Genomic DNA, 24,355 nt, shown 5'->3' on the forward strand with positions numbered 1-24,355 from the left:
CGAACAACAAGATAAAGCTACTGATACGGACTGCCTATGGCTTCAGGAACATGAACAACATGCTGTCGCTGATAATGCTGAGTTGTTCCTATGTAGATGTACAGATAGCCTACGAATGGGAATCGGAATCGAGAGAATCATCTAGCAAGGCTGCCTAAATGCTACCACACATGTTGATGATGTCTCACTTTTTTTATAAGCTTGTATGGCAGCGCATCCCCTGATTCTATATGATACATTGAAGGATACACATCATCTGTTCTTTGCTCTATTTTCAAATTAACCAAGCATGGATCTGTCGGGGAAAAATAATCCTTAAAAAAGCCTATTTCCTCATTTACTAATTTCAAAGACAATTCTACTTCAATAGGATTATCTGTATTTATAAAATCATTTTCGTCAAAACCCTTTCCAGAAAAAAGGATATTCATCAAAAAGAGAAGATTGCTTTTTCCAATATTATTTTCACCTATAATATAATTTGCATCAGGATGAAAAGAAATCTGAACGCCATCGAGATTTCTGAAATTTTTTATTTTCATTGAATTTATTTTCATCTTTATACCCTCATAAAGTCATCCAAGTCAAGATTTCGTTTTGCATGAAGTTCATCATACTGTTTTTTCAGCCATTCTACATTTAAACGATATTCCTCTGCAACTTTTTCAACATCATCAGAAGCAATTCCACTCAAAATAGGATGCATCATTTCTTTTATAATATTTTCATAACCTAATTCTTTATAGATTTTATCTGCAAACTGTTTTTGCAAATACTCTTTTCTTCTAAAAGAATCTTTATAAATTGGATAGTAGGCAATTGCTATTTTATACCGCAAATATTCATTCAATGAATTCCAAAAAATTTGTAAAACACGTGAACAATCATTTTCTACGTTATAATCACCTGTTTTTTGCAATTTGGGCAAAATATTTTCGATAATCAAAGAAAAGTCGTTTTGGTCATTCCAATTATTTCTATAACATGCAGAAGCCATCTCTACAAATTTTTCATCAAGAAAGGCTTCCCAAGAAACAGATGTGTATAACTTTACAAAGCATTCATCAAACTTTTGTGGAAATTGTGCTGAAATTTGATTTAACATTGATTCAAGTTTTTCATTTATTTTTTTCAGATTCGCTAAATCATTCTGTGAAAAGCCGTACCCATTTTTCATTTGCAAATATTGCTGAACAACATAAGAAAAATCATTCAGAATATCATTTTCATTTCCATGAACTTCTTGATTGAATGAAATTAACGTCACATTTTCATCAACCAATTTATTTACAACACTATATACGGCAGAATTTTGATTTATATTTGGCATTTGGTTTTGGAGGCCCTGTCCAAAATAATTATTTACAGTTCCAATTGACCCCGCATTCATCGCAACAATATTTTCTTTCTCCGCATTTTTTGAATTATGAATTTTGGTTTTAATCACAGTCCATCCGTCTTTTATTCTTTTTCGACCGAGAAATAAACCCAACAAAAAGATAAATATCGTAGGGAACCAACCACTTAAAGCGACATCTCCGTTCAACCAAACATCAAACCAACTCATTTTATCTAATCTCCTTTTTTGAAAACCCAAGGGTTCTTTATTTCTATTTCTCAGTTTACCTTTTTCCTACGGCTTCGATTTCTTCGGTATCGGTGATGCCGTAGAGTTGATAGACGAGGGTGTTGACTTGGGTTTCGAGGGTGGCGATATTCCTTTGGATTGCTTCGTCACTTACATCACTGGATCCTTCGACTTCCCCTATCGCCTTCGGCTCCAGGGGCCGCTCAGGATGACACAAAGCTTGCTTTTTAGCGGCGATGATTTGGTCGGCGAGGGTGGCGAGTTGTTGCAGGAGTTCCGCGTTGTCTAGGGGGATGCGGAGGTTTTCGAAGTAGGCTTTGCGGATTTCGCGGGTGCCGCCCATGAGTTCGGGGCAGTTATACCATATCCAGAGTTTGACAAGGTTCGAGTTAAAGATTGCAAGAAGGGCTTTTAGTAAGTGGGCCCTATCGCCTTCGGCTCCAGGGTGACATTCCGCATTGGATTGCTTCGCTTCGCTCGCAATGACGTTTTCCGTTCCCTTTGGCAAATTCTGCGAATTGTCCTTTTCCGTAATGATAAAAGATTTGTCATTGCTAAGGGAGCCAAATTCGTCATAGGTAAACGGGAATACCGAGGTCATGTTCGGATAGACAATTTTCGGTTTGGCAAATTCCTTATAATACCCTATCTGGTCCTGCGTTTCAAACCATTTGTTGCTGGTTTTCTTGCGAGACTTGATTTCTTCGCCATTCACAATGTGTTTAGCACCAGTTTGCTCCAACTTTTCGATGCCAAAACTCATCAAGTGATTCTTGATTGCCGGGTATTGGTCGATGTCAAGATTTAACGCTGGGAAAGTCCCGATAAGATATTGGTCTTCTTTTTCCGTCACCCAAGCGTTAATGTCTCTGCCGCGAAGCAAGGGCTTTATGAGATCTTCGCTATTGGGGTCTTCGGCAATGAGTTTTTCTCTCGTCTTTCCGTCAATAAAGAATGCGTCGTTGAAGCCGGTCTTGATGCCGTAATTAATGGAAATCGGCATATCTTTCAGAGCCGTGCCAACATTCATTTTCTGCAATACGGAATCGTGAAGTTTGTTGCGGATGCTCCATTCGCTCGCACCAAAATTTTCTGCCGGGAACTCGAATGTCGCGGCCTTGACTTCTTTTTCAAATTCGCCGTGATAGTTCTTGCTGTTCAGCGAGCACGCCAAAACCGGCATCTTGTCGCCGGACTTTTGCGATACGAATATGCACACGTAAATGGTCGCATCGGCAAAGAACTGGACATCGCCAAAGTTGAGAATTTTCTTGAGCGAGGTCTGGCTCATGAATTGTCGCAGTTCCTTGCCGTAATCCACAAGCATCCACTTGTTCGGCATGATGAACGAAAAATATCCGTTCTTTTTCAGCAGGCTGTAGGCGCGTTCCACAAAGAGGCAGTAAAGGTCTGCGGATTTGTTGTAGCAACTGTAATCCCGTTTGCTGTAAACGTCGCTCATCTCGCCCATGCTCTGGAGTTGCACATACGGCGGATTTCCGATGATGGCGTCGAAGCCTGTAAAGCGGCCTTCGTCGTCGAGGATTTCTGGGAATTCGAACATCCATTCAAGCGAGTTGGAAAAATCAATATCGTTGTTCTTGACTACGTTTCCGAAGAGGTCGATGCTGGGCGGCTCCTTGAGTTGCGACTTGAGACCAGCAATGTTCAGGCGAAGCTGTTGTTTGTTGTAGCTCGTTCCGCCCGCCTTGTAATCCTGAACGTTTTTCCTGTATTCCTTGAGTTTCGCGGCGAGTCCGTTTTTCTTGTCGGCCTTGTCTTCTTTCTGCAAAAAGTCCAAAACGACATGCCCGTTCTGCACGGGGTATTTGCTCAGCAGCGAGTCGCCGACTTTGATATTGATGTCGATGTTAGGGAGCGTCTGAAGTTGTTTGTAGCCGCTTTCCTTGGTGTAGTAGGCGTTCTTCAAAAGTTCAATCCAAAGGCGCAAACGGCAGATGTTCACGCTATTGGGGTTCAGGTCAACGCCGAAAAGGCAATTCTCGATAATGCGACGTTTCTCGTTGAACAAAGCTTCTTGATACCGCTGGCTTTCTTCGTTGCCGGGCTTGTATTCAAACGGTTCGCCCTCGTCATCAACAACAGAAAGTTCATCGTTATCTACTTTCAAAATCAGGTCGCGGCGTTTGATGCGTTTGCCGTCCGCATCGCACAAAATGTTCAATTCCGATTTGATTGCAAGCAGGCGATTAAGGGCCGACACCAAGAAATGCCCAGAGCCCACGGCCACATCGGCAATGCGGATATCATCGACAATTTCATTCGCTTCTGAAATATCTTCAATCTTGTCCGAGACATCTTCCAAATTTTCGCATTTCCAGGACTTTTTCTCGTTGAACTTCTGCACCACGGTCCGTTCCAGCACATCGCGGGCCATGTAGTCGGTGATGAACCCTGGCGTAAAGAAACTGCCGTCTTTGTAGCCGTTGATTTTTTCGAAGATGAGTCCGAGAACCGACGCGTTGATGAGCGTCTTGCTCGTAGAGGTCACGCCGCCTTGGGCATCGCTTGCGAAATTGTAGGCATCGAGGAACTTGAAGATGTAATCCAGATTCGGGAGCGTGCCTTTTGCGCGTTTGCCGCGTTCATCCTTCAAAACGGTCTTGCCCCAAATTTCCATCTGGGCATCGGGAATGCCGCGGATTTTCAGGTGCTTTTCGTCTTCGGTCGGTTCAAACAGTGAACTATTCAGGTAAGGGACATTCGGGTAGCGCTTGAGCACGTCTTCGTCGCGGTCCTCGATTTTCTTGCCGAGCACCTTGAAAAAGAAAATGTTCAGTTCGTCGAAGTTCGCTATTTTATCTATACTCATGAACCGGTACGATGCATCGCCCTTTTGATACATGAGAATTTGCGATTCAACAAGCTTCAGGAACAGCAGGCGGTTCACCCATGTGATGCAGAGACGGAGTGCCATCGCCTCGCATTCTTCCTTGTTCGGGAAATCGTCTTCAAGCTGGTAGATGGCACTTTCGAGGAGGCTCGCCTTGTCGCGATTTGCGGGGTTCTTGCGTCGGATGACTTTCTTGCCGCCCTTATCTTCTTTCACTTCTTCGAGGCCGATGATGTGCAAGAGTTCCGCATAAAAATTGCGGTCAAGGCTGTTGCTGTCGTTTGCGAAAGGCTTGGCAAGGAGAGTTTCCGGGGAGAGGAATTTGTAAAGGGGGAGGAGCTTTTTAGATCCTTCGACTCCGCTTACGCTCCGCTCAGGATGACACGCTGCATTAGATTGCTTCGTGGAGTTTATCCCGGACTTTGATCCGGGACTCGCAATGACGTTCTTGCAAGCATCTGCAAGGCTGAAATGCACGACGTTGATGTCACAGGAGGCGAGGAAGTCGTCGATGGCGGGTTTCGCGATTTCGTTGTAGAAATCGGAGGTCTTGTTGCCGCTCATCTGATTCGCCCTGAATTTTAGGAACTGATCGTATATCGGTTTCGTCTTGTTCCCAAAATAGCGGATAAAGTCTTTTACGTCGAAGAAATACCATTCGTCAAAATTCGTGATGGCGAGCCACTTGATTTCGTGATTGCCCGATTGCACGTATTCCAGCATAAAGTAATAGACGAGTTCCTGCAACGATTTTACGTTCGGGTGCTCCGCCGAAAACATTTCCGCAACATTCGTCGGCGACTTCGCTTCGATAATCACCGCCGGCTTTGCACTTGCCGTATTCCCGTTAAAAATTGCAAGGTCTATCGGGCGGTTGACCTGCACCGAATAATCAGGTTCAAAAATCTTGCGTAAAAAATTCCAGATTTCGCCCTTGTGGTATTCTTCGTCCCGCGCTGCGTTCCGCTTGCTATAAAGATTCTTGAGCGAAAGCTTGAAATCCTCCATCTTTTCGACGGAAACAGGGAGCTTGAGGAACGCGGAATTGACGGACTTTTTAGGAGAAATGAACTTGATTGACATACAAGGGAAATATACCCTTTTTGAAGACAAAAGATGGCAATTTCAAGGTTTCCGAGGCAAATCTCGTTTATTTTTGCAGTCGGGGCGTTGCGGGGTGTCCCCGCTAGAAGGGGTAGCGAAAAACGCCGAAGGCGGTTGGAGCGAGGGGGAGACTTCCCCCACCAAAATAATTTTCAGAATATCGCGCGGGCCTATTGACAAACTGGTGCGGCCAGTGCGGCCGGGGCCGTCGCGCCGAAAAAGCCCGGATTTTCCCTGATAGACGAGGATTTGCTCAAGTCGCGGATATATACCATCCGCGGGGTAAAGGTGATGCTCGATGCCGGCTTGGCGGAAATTTACGTTTACGCATCCGGTTGTTGGCCGTCGATGCCGGCAGATGAAGGATTCTTGATTGCAGATTACCAGACATGATCCTCAAATGTAGTTCAACAAAGGGCTAAACACCTATTAGTTGTTCCGGGAAAGACAAAAAATTCCAAAATAGGTTACTAAAACCCGCTGATTAAGACTTTTAGCGACCTTATTTTTAGTTTATATGTAATGTTTTTAGTCAATTTCCATTATCAGGCGTTTTCATTTTTGAATTCAGGTTACTAAAAGACCATAAAAAACTTGACTAGTAACCCCGTTTTTCAACAAAACCCAAATTTCTAATTAGTTTGTACAAACTCTAGGTTACTAAATGTCGTCAAAAAGCTCATTTAGTAACCCAATTTCGCAAAAACACCTTCCGTTCAACATCCAACCACAGCAATTTAAACCTTCAGCGTCCGCAAATATGCCTTATGCTCGTCGGTCACGCGGAAGCTTTCGATAGATTTCTGGATGGCCTTGTTGTGAGTCCACGGGTCTAGTTTTCGTTTTTCAATATAAGGCACAGCGTCGTCCCACTGTTTTGCAAGGGCGGTAGCGAAATACCAGGCCACTTCCATCTGCACGTAGTATTCGGGATTCGCAAGCGTAACGCCTGCGGGAGTTGCAGCAGCCACCCTCGGGTTCGGCGCCATCACCGCAGCCGACCCACTTGGAGCCCCATCCGGCAACGACTTGAACTTTGCCGTATCCACCGCGGCCACCCACTTCAAAAACTTCGGGTCGTAACGGTCATCCAGGAACAAGTCCATCAGCATGTTGATGCCGAACCGCACCACATAAGGGTGGTCCGACTTGACCCACTCCTGAATGCGTTTCAGAAATTGCGGAACATCCTTCAGCAGGGCCCGGGGCTTTTTCCCGTCGCAAATGGCCCAGTTGTCTATGTAGGGCAAAAACTGTTCCGTGCGGGCAAGGCACTCGTCAAAATCCTTGATGTGCTCCAGCAGCATGGAATGGATATGGTTTTCCTCGAAGTACTTGTGGGGAAGCGAGTCCATGAACTTGGCCACATCCGGCGCAATGGAACTGCCCACGGACTTCGCGATGGACCCACCAACGGTCCGCGCGGCCCCAGCCTGCGACTTGCCCGAAGTTTTAGCAGTACCAAAAAATTCTTTGGCCAGCTTTCGCAGTACAGGAACCCTCACCCCGATAAGGGAGTCACAGGAAATCCCCGGCACCAAGGGCAGGTGGAAATCCTTGTACTTCAAATCCTGATTTTCAAAAAGTTTCTTGACGAGTTCCCTGTGAGTCATATTCAAAAGATACTACTTCTTCGGCTTGACTCGGGCGCTCATGTAGCTAAGCACCAGGTTCTGCCACACCACATAGCAGGTGGGAGCGATGGCGGCTACGGGGCCGGCATAGAGACTTGCGATCCAGATGACCAGAGTGGTATTCTTCTGGCCCATGCTCTGGGAACTTTCGATGGGGTGCTTCTTGTCGCAGAACCAGCCCAGCACAAACTGCAAAATGCAAAGGACCAACGCCACAACGGCAAGCAGGGGCAAGGTGCCGCTATTCCACAGATCGGCAAAACCCATTTCGCGGATATCGCGGCTAGCCTTGGCAAGAATCACGAAGACGCTGAAAGTCCAGATGAAGATGGTGTACTTGGAGAATTTCGCCACCTTGTCGGCAATTTCCGGGTAGAAGGAGCGGACCCCAAGAGCCAAGGCCAACGGGATAGAAATAATCGGCTGGATAGAATTGAAGATTCGGAGGGCGATTTCAGCAAAACCCGCCTCGGAACCGGTCAGGTAACCATATATAATAGGGATGCTGAAGCAGGCGATCAAGTGCCCACTTAAAAAGATCTTCAAAGCCAGCACCGGGTTTCCGCCCAGCATCTTGGCCATGGCAGGAGCCGCATTGGCCGGCGGGCAAAGGCAAATGATGGCGCCACCCAGAAGAACGTCACGGGGCAGGCCGAAAACTTCTACGCTAATCCACAACAGAGCCAACAGCAGCATGCTGGCGATAAAGGCGCGAACCTCGATCTTGAAGGTATAACCATGTTCCTGGGGCGGGACCTTGCCGATGAAGGTCAACAGCATCATGGTTCCAATCTGGAAAGGGAGGGTCGGCGCAAGAACGCTGGCCTGAGGCAACAAAATGCCAAGAATAATGGCAATCGGCATCAAAATAGCGCGCAAATTCTTCATAACGGCGCGCAATTTAGAAAACGTCCCCCCCCTCGGCAAGGCTCGACACCCTCCCCCAAATTACTATCTTTGTCCCCATGTTACATTCTAGGTACCAAGCCTTCGACTATCTCGAAAAGGCCTTTGAAAAGAAGAAGAAAAACGGAAACCCCATCTTGATGATCGTGTCGGGTTACCTCTCCCTCATTACCTTGGGGGCCTTCCTTCTCTCCATGCCCTTCGCCCAGCGCGAACCCATCGGCGTTCTGGACGCCTTCTTTACGGCAACCTCCGCCGTTTGCGTCACCGGGCTTTCTACTATTGATATCAGCGCAAGCTTCAGCCCCATCGGCAACTGGATCCTGGTCCTCCTCATGCAAGCAGGCGGTCTCGGAATCATGACAATTTCTACGGTGATCATCCTCCTGGCAGGTATGCATCCGGGATTCAACCACCAGTCCGCCCTACTGGCCAACTACACCCAGGAAGGTAACGTGGACGCCCAGAAGATCCTGAAGGCAGTCCTCCCCTTTACCTTCATCCTGGAAGGCATCGGCGCCATCTTCTACTTCACCCAGTTTACCGAAGAAGCCCTGGTGCAGTACAGCCTCTACGACCGCATTTTCGGAAGCATCTTCCAGGCCATCAGTTCCTTCTGTAACGTAGGCTTCACCCTGTTCCCCGATTCCCTGGTCCGTTTCCAGCTGAATCCCATCGTGAACATCACCACCTGCATCCTGGCCCTGGCCGGCGGTTTCGGCTTCCTGGCCATTACCGAAATCCAGTACATGTACGACTTCAAGAAGCGAGCCTTTCGAAAAATCTCGCTCCATAGCCGTATCGCCATCAGCTTTACCCTCATTATCGTTACCGTCAGTATCGCCTTCTTTATCTTCAGCGAATGGGGCAACGTCTTCTCGGACCTGAGTTTCGGGCAGAAACTTGAAACCAGCATCTTCATGGCCTTTACCAGCCGAACCGCAGGTCTCAACTCCATCGACGTCCCAAGCCTCAGCGTCGGCTCCCTGTTCTTCTTCGTGATTATCATGCTGATCGGCGCAAACCCCGGTAGCTGCGGCGGCGGTATCAAGACCACCACCACGGCCGTGATCGCCCTCCTGGGCTTCAACCGACTGCTGGGCCGCAAAAAGACCCAGATTCTGGGCCGCACCATTCCCGAAACCACCGTCGATAAGGCCGTCCGAATCTTCGTCGTGGCCATCGTAGTTATCGTAGTCGCCACCCTGGTCCTCCTGGAAACCGAAGCCGCCGGCACCTCCAACGCCCAAGGCTCCTTCCTGAAGGTATTCTTCGAAGTGGTCAGCGCCTACAGCACCTGCGGACTTTCCATGGGACTCACCCCCGACCTGTCCATCCCCGGCAAGATCGTGGTCTGCACGGTCATGTTCGTAGGCCGCATGGGCCCCCTGTTCCTGATTTCCGCCGTGGCGAAAAAACAGGAAGACGGCATGTGGTACGCCGAAGAAGACATTATGGTCGGCTAATCAGCGGAAAGCCTAAAGGTTAAAGGATAAAGAGACTGGATGCACCTTTAAACGTCACCTTTACGCTTTAACCTTTCCTCTATTTGCTATTTTTGCCCACATGGCTTCTAAACAATTTGTAGTTATCGGCCTGGGTAACACCGGCTATTTCCTGGCCCGTCACCTGACCGCACTCGGTCACGATGTGATGGTTGTGGACCCCAGCCCCGAAAAGATCCAGGACATCTCTAACCAGGTGGCCCAGGCAGTTGTTGCCGACGGCACCCGCAAAAAGCAGCTCCAGTCCCTGCCCCTCGCCAAGGTAGACAGCGTCATCTGCTGTATCGGCGAAGACCTCCAGGCCTCCCTCCTCACCGTCCTGAACCTCCGCGAACTGGGCGTCAAGCACATTATCGCCAAGTCCAGTAGCCCCGCCCACACCACCATTCTTGAAAAGCTGGGCGTCGCCGACATTTTCCACCCGGAACGCGACATGGCCATTTCCCTGGCCGAACGTCTCAACCGCCCCAACATGCTGGACTACCTGCCCTTCATGGAAGGTTTCTCCATCGTGGAAATCGCCTGCCCCGAATCCTTCTGGGGTAAGACCCTCAAGGACTTGAGCCTCACCCACAAGTACGGCATCCAGGTGATTGCCATCCGCGACCCCCTGGAACCCACTCCCAAGATCGGTAACATCGCCGACTACCCCCTCAAGGAAAACGACGTGCTCCTGGTCATCGGCTCCAACGAAGCCCTGGACAAGTTCAAGGCTTAATTATATATAGGTTAGCAGGCCTGTCCCGCATACCTTTAAAAAAAAGAAAGACCCCGGTAGGAACCGGGGCCTTCTTTACTTATAGAGAACAAGTTCACTTGATACCGCGCATGGCCTAGTGCCCTGAACACTTCGGGCAGGTACCGAACAGGCTCAACTGCACCGCACTCAGGTTAAAGCCCTGGGGCAGCATGTTCGAACAGTCCGGCGGAGGCGACATCAGGTCAAAGACATTGCCGCAGCACTTGCACTTGAAATGGCAATGGGGGCTGCAGTCGGCGTCGTAACGCAGGTAGCCCTCGCCAAAGTCAAGAGTAAGCACCAGCCCATTATCGCTAAGCAACTGCAGCGTATTGTACACTGTAGTGCGGGACAGCGAAGGGTTTTCAGGCAACAAGTCCTGATAGATGGTATCAACTGTAGGGTGAGTCTTTACGCCCCGCAGGTAATGAAGCACAGTCACCCGCTGCACAGAGGGGCGAATGCCTTTGCTAGTCAGAATATCTGCAGTCTGCTTCATAAATCCTCACGCTAAAGTCATTGCGGCATCCGCCGCGACCCTAGTTACTTGCTGAAATAACGGTTCAGGAGACCTTCGAAAGCGCCACCGTGACGTGCTTCGTCCTTGCACATTTCGTGGACGGTGTCGTGGATAGCGTCGTAGTTCAGTTCCTTGGCGCGCTTGGCGAGAGCCAGCTTGCCTTCGGTTGCGCCGGCTTCTGCAGCAACGCGGAGCTGGAGGTTCATCTTGGTGTCGGCGTGAACCACTTCACCAAGGAGTTCAGCAAACTTTGCGGCGTGTTCGGCTTCTTCGAAAGCGATGCGCTTGTAGGCTTCAGCCACTTCGGGGTAGCCTTCGCGATCAGCCTGACGGCTCATGGCAAGGTACATACCCACTTCGCAGCATTCACCGTTAAAGTTTTCGCGAAGACCCTGCACCACTTCGGGATCCAGACCCTGGGCGATACCCACCTTGTGTTCGTCAGCGAAAACAGTCTTTACGACCTTTGCGCCGTTAGAGGCGGCAGTTGCTGCAGATTCGCCTTCGCAAACGAAAGCGGCCTTCTTAGCCTTGCAGAGGGGGCATACTTCCGGAGCTTCTTCACCCATGTGGATGTATCCGCAAACCTTGCACTTCCAAACCTTCATATGATTCTCCTTCGGCCCTTGCCGGGATGTGCGCAATGCCTATTGCCATAAAACCATCGCGCGGGTTAATTGGGTTCTGCATATTAGATTCACCATCCGGAAGATCCGTTGCAAACCTTTCTGCACCATCATTATTTGTAATCATTACAAATTTAAATCAATTACAATTAGTTGCCAAGACCTTTGATGTACTTTTTTTTAATTATTACAAGAATCAACTGCCAGCCAGAAACAGAACTCCCCAAAAGGATTCCATCCGTCTAGCAGTTGATTTACATATACAAAAAAAAGAGCCCCGCATCTTTGCGGAGCTTCTTCAAAAATCAGCGGTTCGAATTCTTGCTTATTAGAACACCGGACGTTCGATAGTCGTCTTTTCAGTCTTCGTTTCGCCACGAGCCTTCTTTTCGGTGGCAAGCTTACGATGGACAACGGTACCGAGAACAAAGTAGCGCCCGTCCTTCTGAATAATGGAAACGTCTACATCGAGAGTCTTCACGGAGAACCACTGCTGGAACATGTTGCGGTAGTTTTCCTTGAGGGTAGAAGTTTCATCGATGGTGGGAGCGCCACTGGACTTGCCATACTTCAAGGTGAACTGGTCAGACATGTAACCTGCAGCCTCGAAGGACTTACTCAGCCGGGCACGTTCAACACGACCAGTCCGAATTTCAAAGGAATAGAACTTGTCGTTCTTATTGAAAATGAAGTCGACCTGCACCGGAAGTTCGCCGAAGTTGTAGACGGGGATAACGATATGATCACCTGCAGCACGCTGACCAAAAGGTTCATACCCCATCTTCATCACTTCTTCAATGACTTCTTCACGGGAAGATCCAAAGGGGATACCGGCGAAATCGTTACCATGCTGAGCAAACACTCCTGTAGACAGAAGTGTTGTCAATATCACAATGAAATATACGATACGTTGCACGGCGGTCTCCTAAAAACCAATGTAAAAGATAGTAAACTTTTGTTAGATTGCACCCCCATTGACAATTTTTTTTGTGTAAAAACGTGTTTTAGCTATATTTTGAGCATGTCTAGCACATTTGGTAAGATTTTTTCCGTTACGACCTGGGGTGAATCCCATGGCGCAGGCGTAGGCTCCGTCCTTGACGGTTGCCCTGCAGGACTCCCCCTCGACGAATCCGACATCCAGGCCGAACTGAACCGCCGTCGCCCCGGTCAGAACAAGATGACCACCCCCCGCGACGAAAAGGACCAGGTTCGCATCCTTTCTGGCGTTTTTGAAGGAAAAACAACGGGTACACCCATTTCCTTCGCGGTCTTTAACGAAGACCAGCGCAGCCACGACTACGCCGAAATCCAGAAGTGGTACCGTCCGGGCCACGCCGACCTGTGCTACGACCTGAAGTACGGTTTTAGAGACTACCGCGGCGGTGGACGCAGTTCCGCCCGCGAAACCATCGGCCGTGTTGCCGCTGGCGCCGTAGCCAAGAAGCTCTTGAAGCAGGTGGCAGGAACCGAAATCATCGCCTGGGTCAACTCCATCGGCGAAGTGGACTGCGGCCCCCTGGACCTGAACACCCTGACCCTGGAACAGATCGAAGCCTCTCCCGTCCGCTGCCCGGATCCCGCCGCCAGCGCCAAGATGGAAGAAGTGGTCATGGACGCCCGCACCAAGTGCGACAGCGTAGGCGGAACCGTCTGCCTGCTGGTCAAGAATCCGCCGGTCGCCCTGGGCGAACCGGTTTTCGACCGCCTGGATGCCCTGCTGGCCCAGGCCATGCTCTCCATTCCCGCCAGCAAGGGTTTCGAGATCGGTAGCGGTTTTGCCGCCGCCCGCATGCACGGCAGCGAACACAACGACGAACTGTTCTTCGACGGCCACAACTACCACACCAAAACCAACAATGCAGGCGGTTCCCTGGGTGGCATCAGCAACGGCGAACCCATTTACTGCAAGGTGGCCTTCAAGCCCACCGCCACCATCAGCCAGAACCAGAACACGGCTGGCCGCGGTGGCGAAAACGGTCAGCTTCTGGCCAAAGGCCGTCACGACCCCTGCGTGGCAGTCCGCGCTCCGGTGATTGTCGAAAGCATGGCCGCCCTGGTCCTGGCCGACCTGTTCCTGCAGCAAAAGAGACACTGTCTGTAGGGTATAGGTAGTAGACAGAGGGCGCACATGTGGTGCTTTTAGGTCAATCTGAAAAATGAAATCAGTTCGACGGAACCTTCTTAAAATAGCCGCCGCCTGTTATAGGGCGGCGTATTTGCTACACCATAAAGTCGCCCTGCGCCCCGACCTCACCCTCCCAAAAAAACTGGGCTCCACGAAGCTGATCGTGGTGGGCAGTTATCGCACCGGCGGCGCCGGCAAGACCCCCTTCTGCCTCTGGCTGGCCAAGCGATTGTCACAGCCACAAAACGGGCCCCACACCAAGGGCGTCGCCATCCTCTGCCATTCCTACGCCTACGACGAAATCCAGATGCTCCGCGAAGAAATTGAATCCCTAGGGGATGGGGGTAAGCAGACCGGTACGTCTAATTTTATAGAGGTCATCGGGACAGGAAACCGCCATCGCACAGTCCTGCAGCTTTTACAGCGGAAGACTCCGCCCGCATACATCATCTGCGACGACGGTTTTGAAGACAGCCGACTTACGGGGGCAGTCAACATTATCTTGCGGTGGAAGGAAGACCTTCCCTCTGAAGGTGGCGGCATCGGGCAGCTATGGCCCGCAGGCCCCTGCCGAAGCCTTCCCGAGGACCACCCTCAAGGCGAAAGCACACTGAACCTCTCTTGCGAAGACCACATTGAATTTCACATAGACCGCATCGCAAATGCTCAAGGCGAATCGCTTCCTCAATCCCTGGGGCGTTTTCATCGGGCAAGAGCCGTGTGCGGAATCGGTTCCCCAAAACGTTTTTTAAAGGACCTGGATTCCTTCGGGATTCCTACGGTGGACAACCGCCTCCTGAAAGATCATGACCGCAGCTTCCCTAAAAAATTGGCAGCACTTCTTGAGCAGTTCCCCGGAGACGCAATCATCATCACGCAGAAAGACGCTTGTAGACTCGACGAAAAAATGCGGAACCATCCCAACGTCTTTACCGTTTACCAAAAAGTTAGCGTTTCCCTTTCTGCAATCCACCATATAGACCTGTTGCTCGCGGGATCGTAGTCCCAGACAAACTGCATTTTTTTCAAAAAGAGGTTTGTTTCCCTTTTTCAGTGTAAAGGAGTTTTTTCAGTTGTTATATTTTTACCACTAGGAAGGATAATATGACACTGACTCAACGTATTTCGGAATTATTGCAGGCACTGAACAACGGCATTCCCGAAAGGGAGACCTGCATCCAGCTTGGATTTCTCGCTACAGTGACTAGCGAACCCTTCTTTATCTATGGCCGCGCCGGTTCCGGAAAGACCATGCTTACCGATCGTCTAGCCCAGACATTCAAGGCATCCAACCACCTCAAGATTAACCGCCATACACAGCAGTTACCCGAGGATCTGGAAAAGTACGACTTTATCGCCTTCCAGGATTTCAATCCCGCCGACGACGTGGCCAAGGAAAACATCCAGATTGCCCTGCATAACCGCAAGGGCGCTGCACTGACAATTTCCAGCGACCAGCGTCCCGAGAGCGTGCTGAACCGCGCCGAAATTGCGGACCAGATAACCCTGACCATTTCTTTGCCCGACAGTCTTTCTCCGGCAGCCCTCTGCGATTTGCTACAGAACCTGGACCGTCTCGAGAACGTATCCATTCCTGAAGCATTGACCGTTTCCAAGGAAGAGCGCAAACAGTGGTGCGAAGAAATCAAGAAGGTAGAACTGAGCCACGAAACATTGCGCGTCATTAGCCACCTGGCAGAACTTTGCGACCAGAGCGACATCTACGTTCCGATCCGCAAGTGGCTCGCCCTAGCCAACATCGCCAGAGCCATCGCATTCTTTAACGGACGCAAGCAGACCGTCATTACCGACATTCTGTTCCTGGGCATGCCGATCTGGGGCAAGGCAACGTCCAACAGCACCATTACCGAAAATTTCCCCGGTATCGTAAAATCTGTCATGATGAGCGAAATTCCCGAAATGCTTCATGAGCCTTACGACGCCAAGACTTTGCACAGCAAGGTGAAGACCTTGCTCCACAGCAGCAACAACCTGTACGAAACAAAGATGTTCAACAACGAGCCTTGCCTTTCGTACCGCATTACCATTGCCGGCGAACCTACCCCTTTGTACGTTCCGTTACGTTATGTAGAATCCGACGAGGATTTCAATCCGTTTAACGAACTTAAACAGGTAGAAACTCGCGTCCGCTGCAACTACCATGGAACTTCCAGTTGCACCATTTCCATCGACTCCTCCGTGAAGAACGTGGGTCTCCGCAGTTCCATGTCACGAAACCTTTCGGCAACCGCAAAGTTCGAAGACTTCGCCACGCTGCCCAGCTACATCCTCAAGGAAAACGACCCCCAAGTTGCCGCCGAAAAGAAGGTCAAACTGGAAGAGTACAAGAAGGAAGCGGTCGCCCAGACCGAAAAGCAGACAAAGTATTTGTTCGCTCTTAGGGACCTTTACCAGGCCAACAAGGCCCTGCGAGAAAATCTTTTCTGCAACAAGCAGCTGTTTGATTCCATCCAGGGCGAAGTCCGTTCCATCTTCGAGGCAAACAACGTTACAGCCAACACGCTAAAGGAAACCCTGGAACTTTTCAAGAGCCTGGGCAAGACTTCGGCCACCTAGGGCCAACAACATTGTTGAATGTTTTACTTACGGAGCGCGGCCTTAGAGCCGCGTTTTTTTTATACGATAGACGAGACGTCGTCAGGAACGACAGGGCGTACCACCAGCATCACCGCATTCTGGGAAACGATTACATAACGTTCGCCGTTCACTTCTAGTTCCGTACCGCTGGCATGGAGGTACAGGGCCTCGTCACCTTCTTTCACCTGGAGGGGTACGTAATTCACGTTATCACTGGATTCTCCGCGGAATACGGCATCAGGATCCTGGCTGGCAGGAATCGGGTACCCCGGGCCAACCTTCACCACCAATCCCGTATGCACCGCATCATGTTCCTTGACACTGGGCGGCAGGTAAAGGCCACTTCCGGTCTTGTTGGCAGATTCAAGGGGCTTGATTAAAATACGGTCTCCAATGACCACGATATTCTTCAACGGATTCAGCATACCCTAAAGATAGAATTTCTTTTTCTCTATATTTACAAGGTGATCTTTATCGTTCTGTGGACAGCCATCATTGCCTTTTTGGCCACCTACCTCCTGAAAAGCCCCAAAGTCAGGAGTTGGCTTAAGGTATTGATCCGGGCAAAGTTCCTTAGGCGGGTAATCATCTGCACCACAGTCATCATAGCGGCAATCATCATCGCCTACAAGGTACATCCGGTTCCCGAAATCCAGTCCACCGACGACCATTCCGTATTCATGGAATACTCCGCAAAGGCGGTCCACAAGATTGCCTCTACAGAAAATCTGACCTTGGATTCTTCCTGCGACCTGAGCCGTCCAAAATCAGAGTTGTCCTATATTCTGCCGCTAATTCTAAACACCTACGCAGACGTGGTCGATAAGCCCACAAAGCCAGTTCTTGTTCGACTTGACGACACCTTGCAAATTGAACTTCGCGGATATAAGCAATTCAAGAATCGAGGTTTCAAGCTAAAAAAGCTCCTGCAAAAGAAACTGGGAAACCGCTACAAGGTCGCCATACTTAGCGACGAGTCTACGACCCACACCTTGCAGATATCCTATGAAGGCACGCCCTGGAACAAGGAACAGCTTATAGCCCTCCCCGTTATGGAAGCCGCCAAGGAAAACCAGGTTGACCCCGCCCTTCTTATGTCTTTGATCAGGCACGTTTCCAACTTTGACTTTAACTTCAGGGGACCCAAGGATACCCACGGTCTTTTAGCCATGGGCGGCCATAAGGCACAGGATCACATTATCCACGCCAATGATCCGACTGAAAAAAAGGATCCCGAAATAGATGGACTGAATCAGATTTTCGAGGGAGCCAAAAGGTTGGGCAAACAGCTACAGGTTCTTAGTCTCGAAAATACAATCGCCACTTTTTACCCAGAACAGGGAATGAACTACACCGACGCCCAATGGACAAAATCACCCCTCATCAAAAGTTGGGTGGACCAGGTCATGGCAGACATCCAGTTCTATCACGAAAATGGGTTAAAGCCTTTGGATTAAGGTGAACAAGGGCTAGGAGCATTTTTCTATCTTGTGCCTTCGTGATTCAAGTACAGAACGTTACAAAGTCTTTTGGCATGCAGGTCCTTCTGGACCAGGCAAGCTTTTTGATAGGCCCCCGCGAACGCGTCGGTCTCGTAGGTAGAAACGGTTGCGGTAAGTCAACCCTTTTCAAGATGATCCTTGGCCAGGAATGCCTGGACGGTGGCGTCATCGACATTCCTAAAAAGTATACGCTGGGCTATCTGCAGCAGCACATCAACTTTACCAAGCCCACGGTTCATGAAGAAGCCTGCAGCGTGCTGAAGCCCAATGAAGACGGCTGGATTGAAGAACACAAGGTGGAAGCAATTCTCTTCGGTCTGGGTTTCGATGAAGAATCCATGCAGAAGGACCCAATGCTTCTTTCCGGCGGTTTCCAGATCCGTCTGAACTTGGCAAAGGTGCTGGCCTCCGAACCCGACATGCTTCTGCTTGACGAACCTACCAACTATCTGGACATTGTGTCTATGCGTTGGCTCAGTCGCTTCCTCAGAAACTGGAAGGGCGAAGTGTTGCTCATTACCCATGACCATCATTTCATGGATGAAGTCTGCACCCACACCATCGGCATTCACCGTCACAAGATTCGCAAGGTCAAGGGCACTGTAGAAAAGCTTCGCGAAACCATCGCCGAAGAAGAAGAAGTGGCCATGCGCACCCAGGAAAACGAGGCCAAGAAAAAGGCCCAGCTAGATCAGCTCATCGAACGCTTCCGTTACAAGGCCGCCAAGGCTGCCATGGTGCAGTCCAAGATCAAGGCCGCCGCAAAGCTTGCCACTGGTGAGCGCCTGACCCACGAACGCAATCTGGATTTCAGCTTTACCGAGGCTCCCTTCCCCGGCAAGCGTATGCTCCAGGTTCACAGCCTCCACTTTAAATACAGTGAAGGTCCCGAACTCATAACCGACCTGGAATTCGAAGTTTTCAAGGGCGACCGCATTGCCATCATTGGCCCCAACGGTCGCGGTAAAACCACCCTGCTGAACCTGATCGCAAAGGAACTGCAGCCTACCTCTGGCGAAATCTGCCACAATCCCAACCTGCAGATTAACTACTTCGGCCAGACAAACATCAACCGCCTCAATCTGGACAACACGGTGGAAGAAGAAATCGCCACCGCCATCAAGGAAGTTTCCCAGAAGAGTCGTGCCCGCGGTCTCGCAGGCCTCATGATGTTCAGCGGCGACAACGCCCTGAAAAAAATCAAGGTCCTTTCCGGTGGTGAACGCAGCCGCGTGCTGTTGGGCAAGATTCTCGCCGAGGAATGCAACCTGTTGCTTCTTGACGAACCCACCAACCATCTGGACATGGAATCCATCGAAAGCCTTATCGACGCCCTGGAAGACTATGAAGGTTCCGCCATGGTGGTAACCCATGACGAAGAATTGCTCCACGCCTTCGCCAACCGTCTGGTTGTTTTCGATGGCGGCCAGTGCCGAATCTTCGAAGGGTCCTACGCCGACTTCCTCGAAAAGGTAGGTTGGGCCGCCGAAAAGAAACCCGGTGGAATGGATGGCGAAAACGCAAAACTTTCCAACATCGATGTCACCAAGGATGCAGTTCAAGCCAAGTCCGACGTTCCTTCTGCAAAGATGGACCGCAAGGCCCGTGCCGACTACATCGCCGAACGCTCCAAGGTCATCAAACCTCTAGAAAAAGCCATCGCCAAAATTGAAGACGATATTGCCAAGGCCGAGGAACTTTCAGGCGAACTGGAAGCAAAGCTTGTTGCCGCCTCCGAGTCCGGTGACGGTGCCGCCATTACAGCCATCGCCAAGGACATGGACGACGTCAAGAAAAAGATCGACGATCTCTACAGCCAATACGAACTCAAGAGCGCCGAACTGGATGCCGCCAAGGACAAGTATCCCCTCGACTAACAGGCCGCTTTTATAGACGGACCCTGTACGAATTTCAATAAATTAAAAGCGCGGAGCTGAACTCCGCGCTTTTATAGGTTAGACTTTTATTTAGAACGCTTAATACCAAGTGTATATGTATCCTCGGTATCGCCGGCCTTCTCATTACCTGAATAAATTCGCACCTTGGTCTTTGTAATATAGGCACCAGTTCCTACCAGGCGTCCTTTTTCGCTACGGGCATTCCATTCAAAGAAGATGTTGCCAGGATTATCGTAACAGTTGGACTTTTCCGGATTTTCGGCATTGTAGAAGACAGTTCTGTCATTACATGCAATTATTCCATGAGCTTCATTCACAAAATTTCCGATATGGGAGAAGTAATAACCATCCCAGACAATCCTAACCAGAGCCAGTGCAGAATCACGGTTTGCACCAGAAGGCAAATTCATGATCATGGTAGTTGCCAATTCACCAATGTTGAATCCCAGCAACAAACCAGGCAAACCTAGGCTATCCGTAATCTCCTTGATAGTCTTGTTAGAAGGTACAGAAATGGGAACAATAGGATCTTCATAAGGCCAGGGAGTTTCACCGTTGATCGTGACCACACCGGGTACGGCAAGTTCAGTTCTCTGTTCACCCACGATACGAACCCTGGGGTTGTTCAAGTGGGCTGCGTTTCCAGAACGGTCCTTGAGAGTTCCGGGAGTCAGACGGACATAATCACCAACGGCAGGTAATGTCCCTTGAGGAGTTCTATTAAAGAATACAGAAACAACATTTTCCTGCTTGTTGAAAGCCACACCGGTTATCAGGAGCGAATCATTGAAATAGGCGGAATCCCTGTAGAATTCAAAGAGATCGTTGGTGTTGAGACCCGCGTGATCAGAGCCTTCACTCATGCTGATAACCACAACGCTCATATCGCTGGATCGATTTTCGATAACCGCACTCAAGATAACCGGAGCCACCTTGTCTTCAATGGAGGTGTTCATATCCAGTTTAACTTCATCGCCGGAATCTTCATCTATGTAGGTATAATGATACCTCAAGGTACCCTCATACTTTTTATCAGCAACGCCAGTAAACACGTCGGGTTTCAAGCCTTCCGGATTGTACAAAGTAACAACAGAATCCAGAAGGACCAGAGGCCAGACATTTTCCATTCCGTTGATATTGTAGAAAGTGCTTCCGCCAAAATTCCAGGAAAGGGTATCGGGAACCACATCCTTGAAGGGCTTGCTAAAGGGAATCACCAGACTATCCACAATACCGTCGCCTGTAACATCAAACATCTGGGCAGTGGTTACGAAAGGTACGGGAGGTTCCTTGAAGTGAATATTACGCCAGATCAATTCATTGGCCACGCCATTGCCATATATGACAAAGGATCCTTCGTTAACGGCAGAATCACCCACCACATAGAACTGGGCATATCCCAGGGAATCTGTAGAAATCTCGGTAATGCGCTGCTTGTCTACACCCAGGAAACCAATAGGATCATTAGTATAAAGATTCAAATTCACGGTGCAGTTCACACTGGAGCCTTCATCCATATTGCCACAGGGGCGACTTCCAAACAGGAGCACAATTTTCAGAGGAACCGTATCAGGGTAAGTCACATGCGCCAGAAGGGTATCGTTCTTGCCACCATCAGCGCCAAGAACCGTACCACGAAGAGTCAAACCATCAGGATCCAGCAACAACAAGCTATCGCTAGGAGTAAAGACATCTACGAAGGCGATATCCGGCAAGGGATATTCCGGCACCACAAAGGTGATCATCTGATACTGTGACTGATCCGAAGCCAGGTAGCAGATCAACACATAAGTACCAGGATCCAGGAGGCGGGAATTCACAAACGCGGTGGTATCCACAGTGAATGCCGACATGTTCTCGCTAATCCAGATACCACCATAATTCAGGCCAGGTTCCAGGAGAATGCCCTCTGTAGGCAACCTTCCGCCCACCAACTTAAACACTGTCTGAGCATAGGCGGTGTCCACCTTGGTCACGCTGGAAACATCGCAGCTCAAGGACTCATCAATCAGCAACTGCTTCAGTTCATATTCAATGATACCATTGGGATTATACTTCTGCACCGGGAAGTAAGTCTTCTGGGTCTGCAGATTGATGGACGTACGCATCTTGAAGTTGGAACCCGTTGCGTTTCGTTCCGAGAAGAAAATCTGGAACGGATATTCCGTACCTTCAACCAGGCCCAAAGTATCAAGATCAACTGCACCTTCCACGGGGCTATGGCAACCGCCAATATCCACCACCAGACGGTTATTGATAAAGACCCATACATCATCATCACCACGGAATTCAAAATACTGACCCTTCACATACTTGAACTGGGCAGAAATCTTCATGGAGAAGCTGTAGTTGTGTTTACAGCCCTGAACATCCCAGTCAAATTTTGGGTTCTTGATCGTCTTGGCTGAATCCAGATATTCAAAATCGTCTAACGGATAGAAACCAGGATTAATAGGATCGTTACAACCGTTAGGAGATTCCGTCACATCAGCCAGCCAGAAGCCTTCCGCATCCAGTTTCAAATCAATATCGCGGCAGGTGGCGTTGGTATATTCCTTGCCGTCAGGGCCAACAGCAACCACTTCCGGAATGAACCACTTGTCAATTTCACGACCGGCAGAACACTGGTCCCAGGGGAAAATCAGGGAATCCACGCGAAGAGGCAAACCATCGGGGCTGAGGGTTTCCTGCACCATGCCAAGAACATGGCCACCGCAAGTCTTATACTCCTTGGTCCCCTGCACAATTGTCGTATAGGCATTACCGCCATAAATACCGCCAAAGTCAATATCGATGGCATCATCATAAGATTCACCAGCCCAGTCCAGAAGCATTGCCGAAATCTTCATGGTGGGGCAAATCCCCAGACGTCCCGGGAACACCTCGCTGAACTTCGGAGCGCTAGAAGAAAGCGGATACGGGTAAACCCAAACCGTATCATACAAGGCCATCATGGAATCCAGGGAAATGGCAGATCCCATTCCGCCACCCTCACCCATAAGACCTTCAAGAGCGTAGTACTCCATTCCGAAAGACTGCTTAAAATGAACAGACCAGTCATCGGTATGCTTGAAATAGGTACCCTGGTACCAGCCACAAGTATCACTCTGAGTCGAATCATAGGCATTTGCAGCAATAGGACCCATCTTCACGGTATCATCAGCCACGATCATGGCCGGAGACATATTGTCCCAGGGGCTCATCAAACGGACCACCTTCGGTTCAAGGGGTGAATACAGCACATCATAAGCCCCATTGGAGCGGGTATGAATCCAGGCTTCGTACACGCCCTGGGGGAACAAAGACGCAATCAGGGGGCGCTGAGCTTCAGAGAAGAAAGTGACCTGCGGCCATTCATTTTGACGGCGGTAGAAATTGACCACAGCCATCGTAGACTTCCAATCCTGAGACGCTGCCACGGCAGGAGTAAACTCATAACTGAACCAGAAAGGATAAGAATCCCTTTCCATGGCAGTGGGTTTATTCACAATATTGCTGCCGACGCTAATATACAGCAAGCTATCCTTGAATGTGGAATTATTGCGCCAGGGATGGTAAACATGAAGAACACGAGTAGAATCAAAGCAGGAACCCAAGGTCCCCATCGCAGCGGTGGGCGTCAAGTCACCAGAAGTGCCATCAACATAAACCGTATCGAAAGCATCCAGTGCATCAGACAGATCCAACGTACCTGCAGCAGGGACACTCATATAAGGCGTACGATTACGAACAAAATGAGCAGACTTCAACGGATTGGCCTTCATCGCCGCCGGAGAAATGGCTCCATAGAACCAACCGCAAGAGGACTTGTCATCCGGAACAAAACGCATCAGAATTGTGTCCTGACCAAAAATCATCTGCGGCAAGACCTTGTTACCCCAAGGACTCTTGAACCACACCATCTTGGAACCAGGAGCCACAAAAGAAGCCGTATAGGAAGTTCCGTCGGTATACAGCCAAATTTCAACTTCATTGTTGAACATGGATTTGAAGGACATACCATCGGAAAGGTCCCACATTTCGCACTTGTTGTTGTAAGTCGTGCTGGCGCTTGCGGTATCGGAGCAAACATTGATCTTGAACCCGCCACCGTTAGGATAATCAGCCACTGTCTTATTCCAGGTATAGGAATACCAATGATCACCTTCCGGGGTCATCCTTGTGTTAGACGTTTTGCCAAAATCAGCATTCCAGCTGGTCACTTCACCGGTAATATGGTAAGTATAGACACTTTCATTACCCTTTACAGCATCATCACGATAAGGGGACTGAAGGTGAATAGTCAAAGTCGCATTAGAAACGACTGCGCTCAATAAAACCAACAATACAACAAACAAATTGTGTTTCATAAAACACAACACTCCTTTCTCAAACACTTACAAGCTAAAATAAACTCTTTATTCCATATAGGAATAAAAATAAGCGTTATAAAAGAAGTAACGTTGAGAATAACTCAAGGCATCTTTGAACTCTAAAAGCCCAATTGCATCAAAATTTCAAAACACTTTTTTGAAGGGTATTCGTCGGGCAGGCCCCGCAAACCTGGGGACAGGCGGAAAGGACGCCGGCAGGGTACGCCTTTCCCGGTAAGCCTCCTGCGACAGCTCATGGCCTGCGCCTGGCGACGGCAGGTGCGGTGGGCCGATGCCGCGCCCATGTACGGCGGGCGATGCCCACGTCGACGCCCCGGCGCGACGGCGATGGACATAAACAAGAAAGGGCCCCCCGAGGTTTTCCTCGGGGGGCCCGTGAA

Annotated in this window: 18 protein-coding genes; 8 read left to right on the top strand and 10 right to left on the bottom strand. The window is 49.6% G+C overall.

Going from position 1 to position 24,355, the window contains the following annotated elements:
* Positions 1–161 precede the first annotated feature (161 nt).
* The 5 genes from MMG03_RS14890 to MMG03_RS14910 form a co-directional block, all read right to left on the bottom strand.
* A complete protein-coding gene (locus tag MMG03_RS14890; RefSeq protein ID WP_249506629.1) occupies positions 162–557 on the bottom strand; it encodes an AAA family ATPase in 396 nt (131 codons plus the stop codon).
* A gap of 2 nt (positions 558–559) precedes the next feature.
* Positions 560–1,567 carry a hypothetical protein gene (locus MMG03_RS14895; protein WP_249506630.1) on the bottom strand — a complete coding sequence of 336 codons (1,008 nt, stop codon included), beginning with the start codon at positions 1,565–1,567 and terminating at the stop codon, positions 560–562.
* Between the two features lie 55 nt (positions 1,568–1,622).
* The gene (locus MMG03_RS14900) at positions 1,623–5,525 is read right to left on the bottom strand and encodes an Eco57I restriction-modification methylase domain-containing protein (RefSeq protein WP_249506631.1); all 3,903 of its coding nucleotides are present in this window, start codon (positions 5,523–5,525) and stop codon (positions 1,623–1,625) included.
* Between the two features lie 758 nt (positions 5,526–6,283).
* A complete protein-coding gene (locus MMG03_RS14905) occupies positions 6,284–7,159 on the bottom strand; it encodes a DNA alkylation repair protein (RefSeq protein ID WP_073161546.1) in 876 nt (291 codons plus the stop codon).
* Positions 7,160–7,171: 12 nt separating this feature from the next.
* A complete protein-coding gene (locus tag MMG03_RS14910; protein ID WP_088666600.1) occupies positions 7,172–8,068 on the bottom strand; it encodes a bile acid:sodium symporter in 897 nt (298 codons plus the stop codon).
* A 77-nt stretch (positions 8,069–8,145) separates the two neighbouring features.
* Between MMG03_RS14910 and MMG03_RS14915 the strand changes: the two genes are divergently transcribed.
* Entirely contained in the window at positions 8,146–9,552 is a 1,407-nt protein-coding gene (locus MMG03_RS14915; RefSeq protein WP_073161544.1) for a TrkH family potassium uptake protein, read from the top strand.
* 100 nt (positions 9,553–9,652) lie between these two features.
* A complete protein-coding gene (locus tag MMG03_RS14920) occupies positions 9,653–10,309 on the top strand; it encodes a TrkA family potassium uptake protein (RefSeq protein ID WP_073161543.1) in 657 nt (218 codons plus the stop codon).
* Positions 10,310–10,424: 115 nt separating this feature from the next.
* On the opposite strand, the gene MMG03_RS14925 is transcribed toward MMG03_RS14920, so the two are convergent.
* Complete coding sequence (locus MMG03_RS14925; protein ID WP_249506632.1) at positions 10,425–10,829, bottom strand: Fur family transcriptional regulator; 405 nt, start codon at positions 10,827–10,829, stop codon at positions 10,425–10,427.
* A 44-nt stretch (positions 10,830–10,873) separates the two neighbouring features.
* Positions 10,874–11,458 (bottom strand): NADH peroxidase, encoded by a 585-nt coding sequence (locus MMG03_RS14930; protein WP_073287288.1) that lies wholly within the window; start codon positions 11,456–11,458, stop codon positions 10,874–10,876.
* A 35-nt stretch (positions 11,459–11,493) separates the two neighbouring features.
* On the opposite strand from MMG03_RS14930, the gene MMG03_RS14935 reads away from it, so the two are divergent.
* Positions 11,494–11,808, top strand: a complete 315-nt coding sequence (locus tag MMG03_RS14935; protein ID WP_249506633.1) for a hypothetical protein — start codon at positions 11,494–11,496, stop codon at positions 11,806–11,808.
* Here the strand turns inward: MMG03_RS14935 and MMG03_RS14940 are convergent.
* Positions 11,805–12,392 carry a hypothetical protein gene (locus MMG03_RS14940; protein ID WP_073161540.1) on the bottom strand — a complete coding sequence of 196 codons (588 nt, stop codon included), beginning with the start codon at positions 12,390–12,392 and terminating at the stop codon, positions 11,805–11,807. The genes MMG03_RS14935 and MMG03_RS14940 overlap by 4 nt on opposite strands.
* A 105-nt stretch (positions 12,393–12,497) precedes the next feature.
* Here MMG03_RS14940 and aroC point away from each other — a divergent pair, with 105 nt between their 5' ends.
* From aroC to MMG03_RS14955, 3 genes are all read left to right on the top strand, one after another.
* Complete coding sequence (gene aroC, locus MMG03_RS14945) at positions 12,498–13,580, top strand: chorismate synthase (RefSeq protein WP_073236102.1); 1,083 nt, start codon at positions 12,498–12,500, stop codon at positions 13,578–13,580.
* Positions 13,581–13,635: 55 nt separating this feature from the next.
* On the top strand, positions 13,636–14,607 hold the full coding sequence (locus MMG03_RS14950) for a tetraacyldisaccharide 4'-kinase (protein ID WP_112132696.1): 972 nt from the start codon (positions 13,636–13,638) through the stop codon (positions 14,605–14,607).
* A 101-nt stretch (positions 14,608–14,708) separates the two neighbouring features.
* The gene (locus MMG03_RS14955; RefSeq protein WP_073287293.1) at positions 14,709–16,181 is read left to right on the top strand and encodes a hypothetical protein; all 1,473 of its coding nucleotides are present in this window, start codon (positions 14,709–14,711) and stop codon (positions 16,179–16,181) included.
* A gap of 59 nt (positions 16,182–16,240) precedes the next feature.
* On the opposite strand, the gene MMG03_RS14960 is transcribed toward MMG03_RS14955, so the two are convergent.
* A complete protein-coding gene (locus MMG03_RS14960) occupies positions 16,241–16,627 on the bottom strand; it encodes a co-chaperone GroES family protein (RefSeq protein ID WP_073161536.1) in 387 nt (128 codons plus the stop codon).
* Positions 16,628–16,666: 39 nt separating this feature from the next.
* On the opposite strand from MMG03_RS14960, the gene MMG03_RS14965 reads away from it, so the two are divergent.
* Positions 16,667–17,659: a hypothetical protein gene (locus MMG03_RS14965; protein ID WP_249506634.1), complete on the top strand. Its 993-nt coding sequence runs from the start codon at positions 16,667–16,669 to the stop codon at positions 17,657–17,659.
* A gap of 41 nt (positions 17,660–17,700) precedes the next feature.
* Positions 17,701–19,581, top strand: a complete 1,881-nt coding sequence (locus MMG03_RS14970) for an ABC-F family ATP-binding cassette domain-containing protein (protein WP_249506635.1) — start codon at positions 17,701–17,703, stop codon at positions 19,579–19,581.
* Between the two features lie 86 nt (positions 19,582–19,667).
* On the opposite strand, the gene MMG03_RS14975 is transcribed toward MMG03_RS14970, so the two are convergent.
* Positions 19,668–23,951 carry a fibro-slime domain-containing protein gene (locus MMG03_RS14975; protein ID WP_249506636.1) on the bottom strand — a complete coding sequence of 1,428 codons (4,284 nt, stop codon included), beginning with the start codon at positions 23,949–23,951 and terminating at the stop codon, positions 19,668–19,670.
* Between the last annotated feature and the right edge of the window lie 404 nt (positions 23,952–24,355).

It is taken from the genome of Fibrobacter sp. HC4, from assembly GCF_023373925.1.
GTDB lineage: Bacteria > Fibrobacterota > Fibrobacteria > Fibrobacterales > Fibrobacteraceae > Fibrobacter.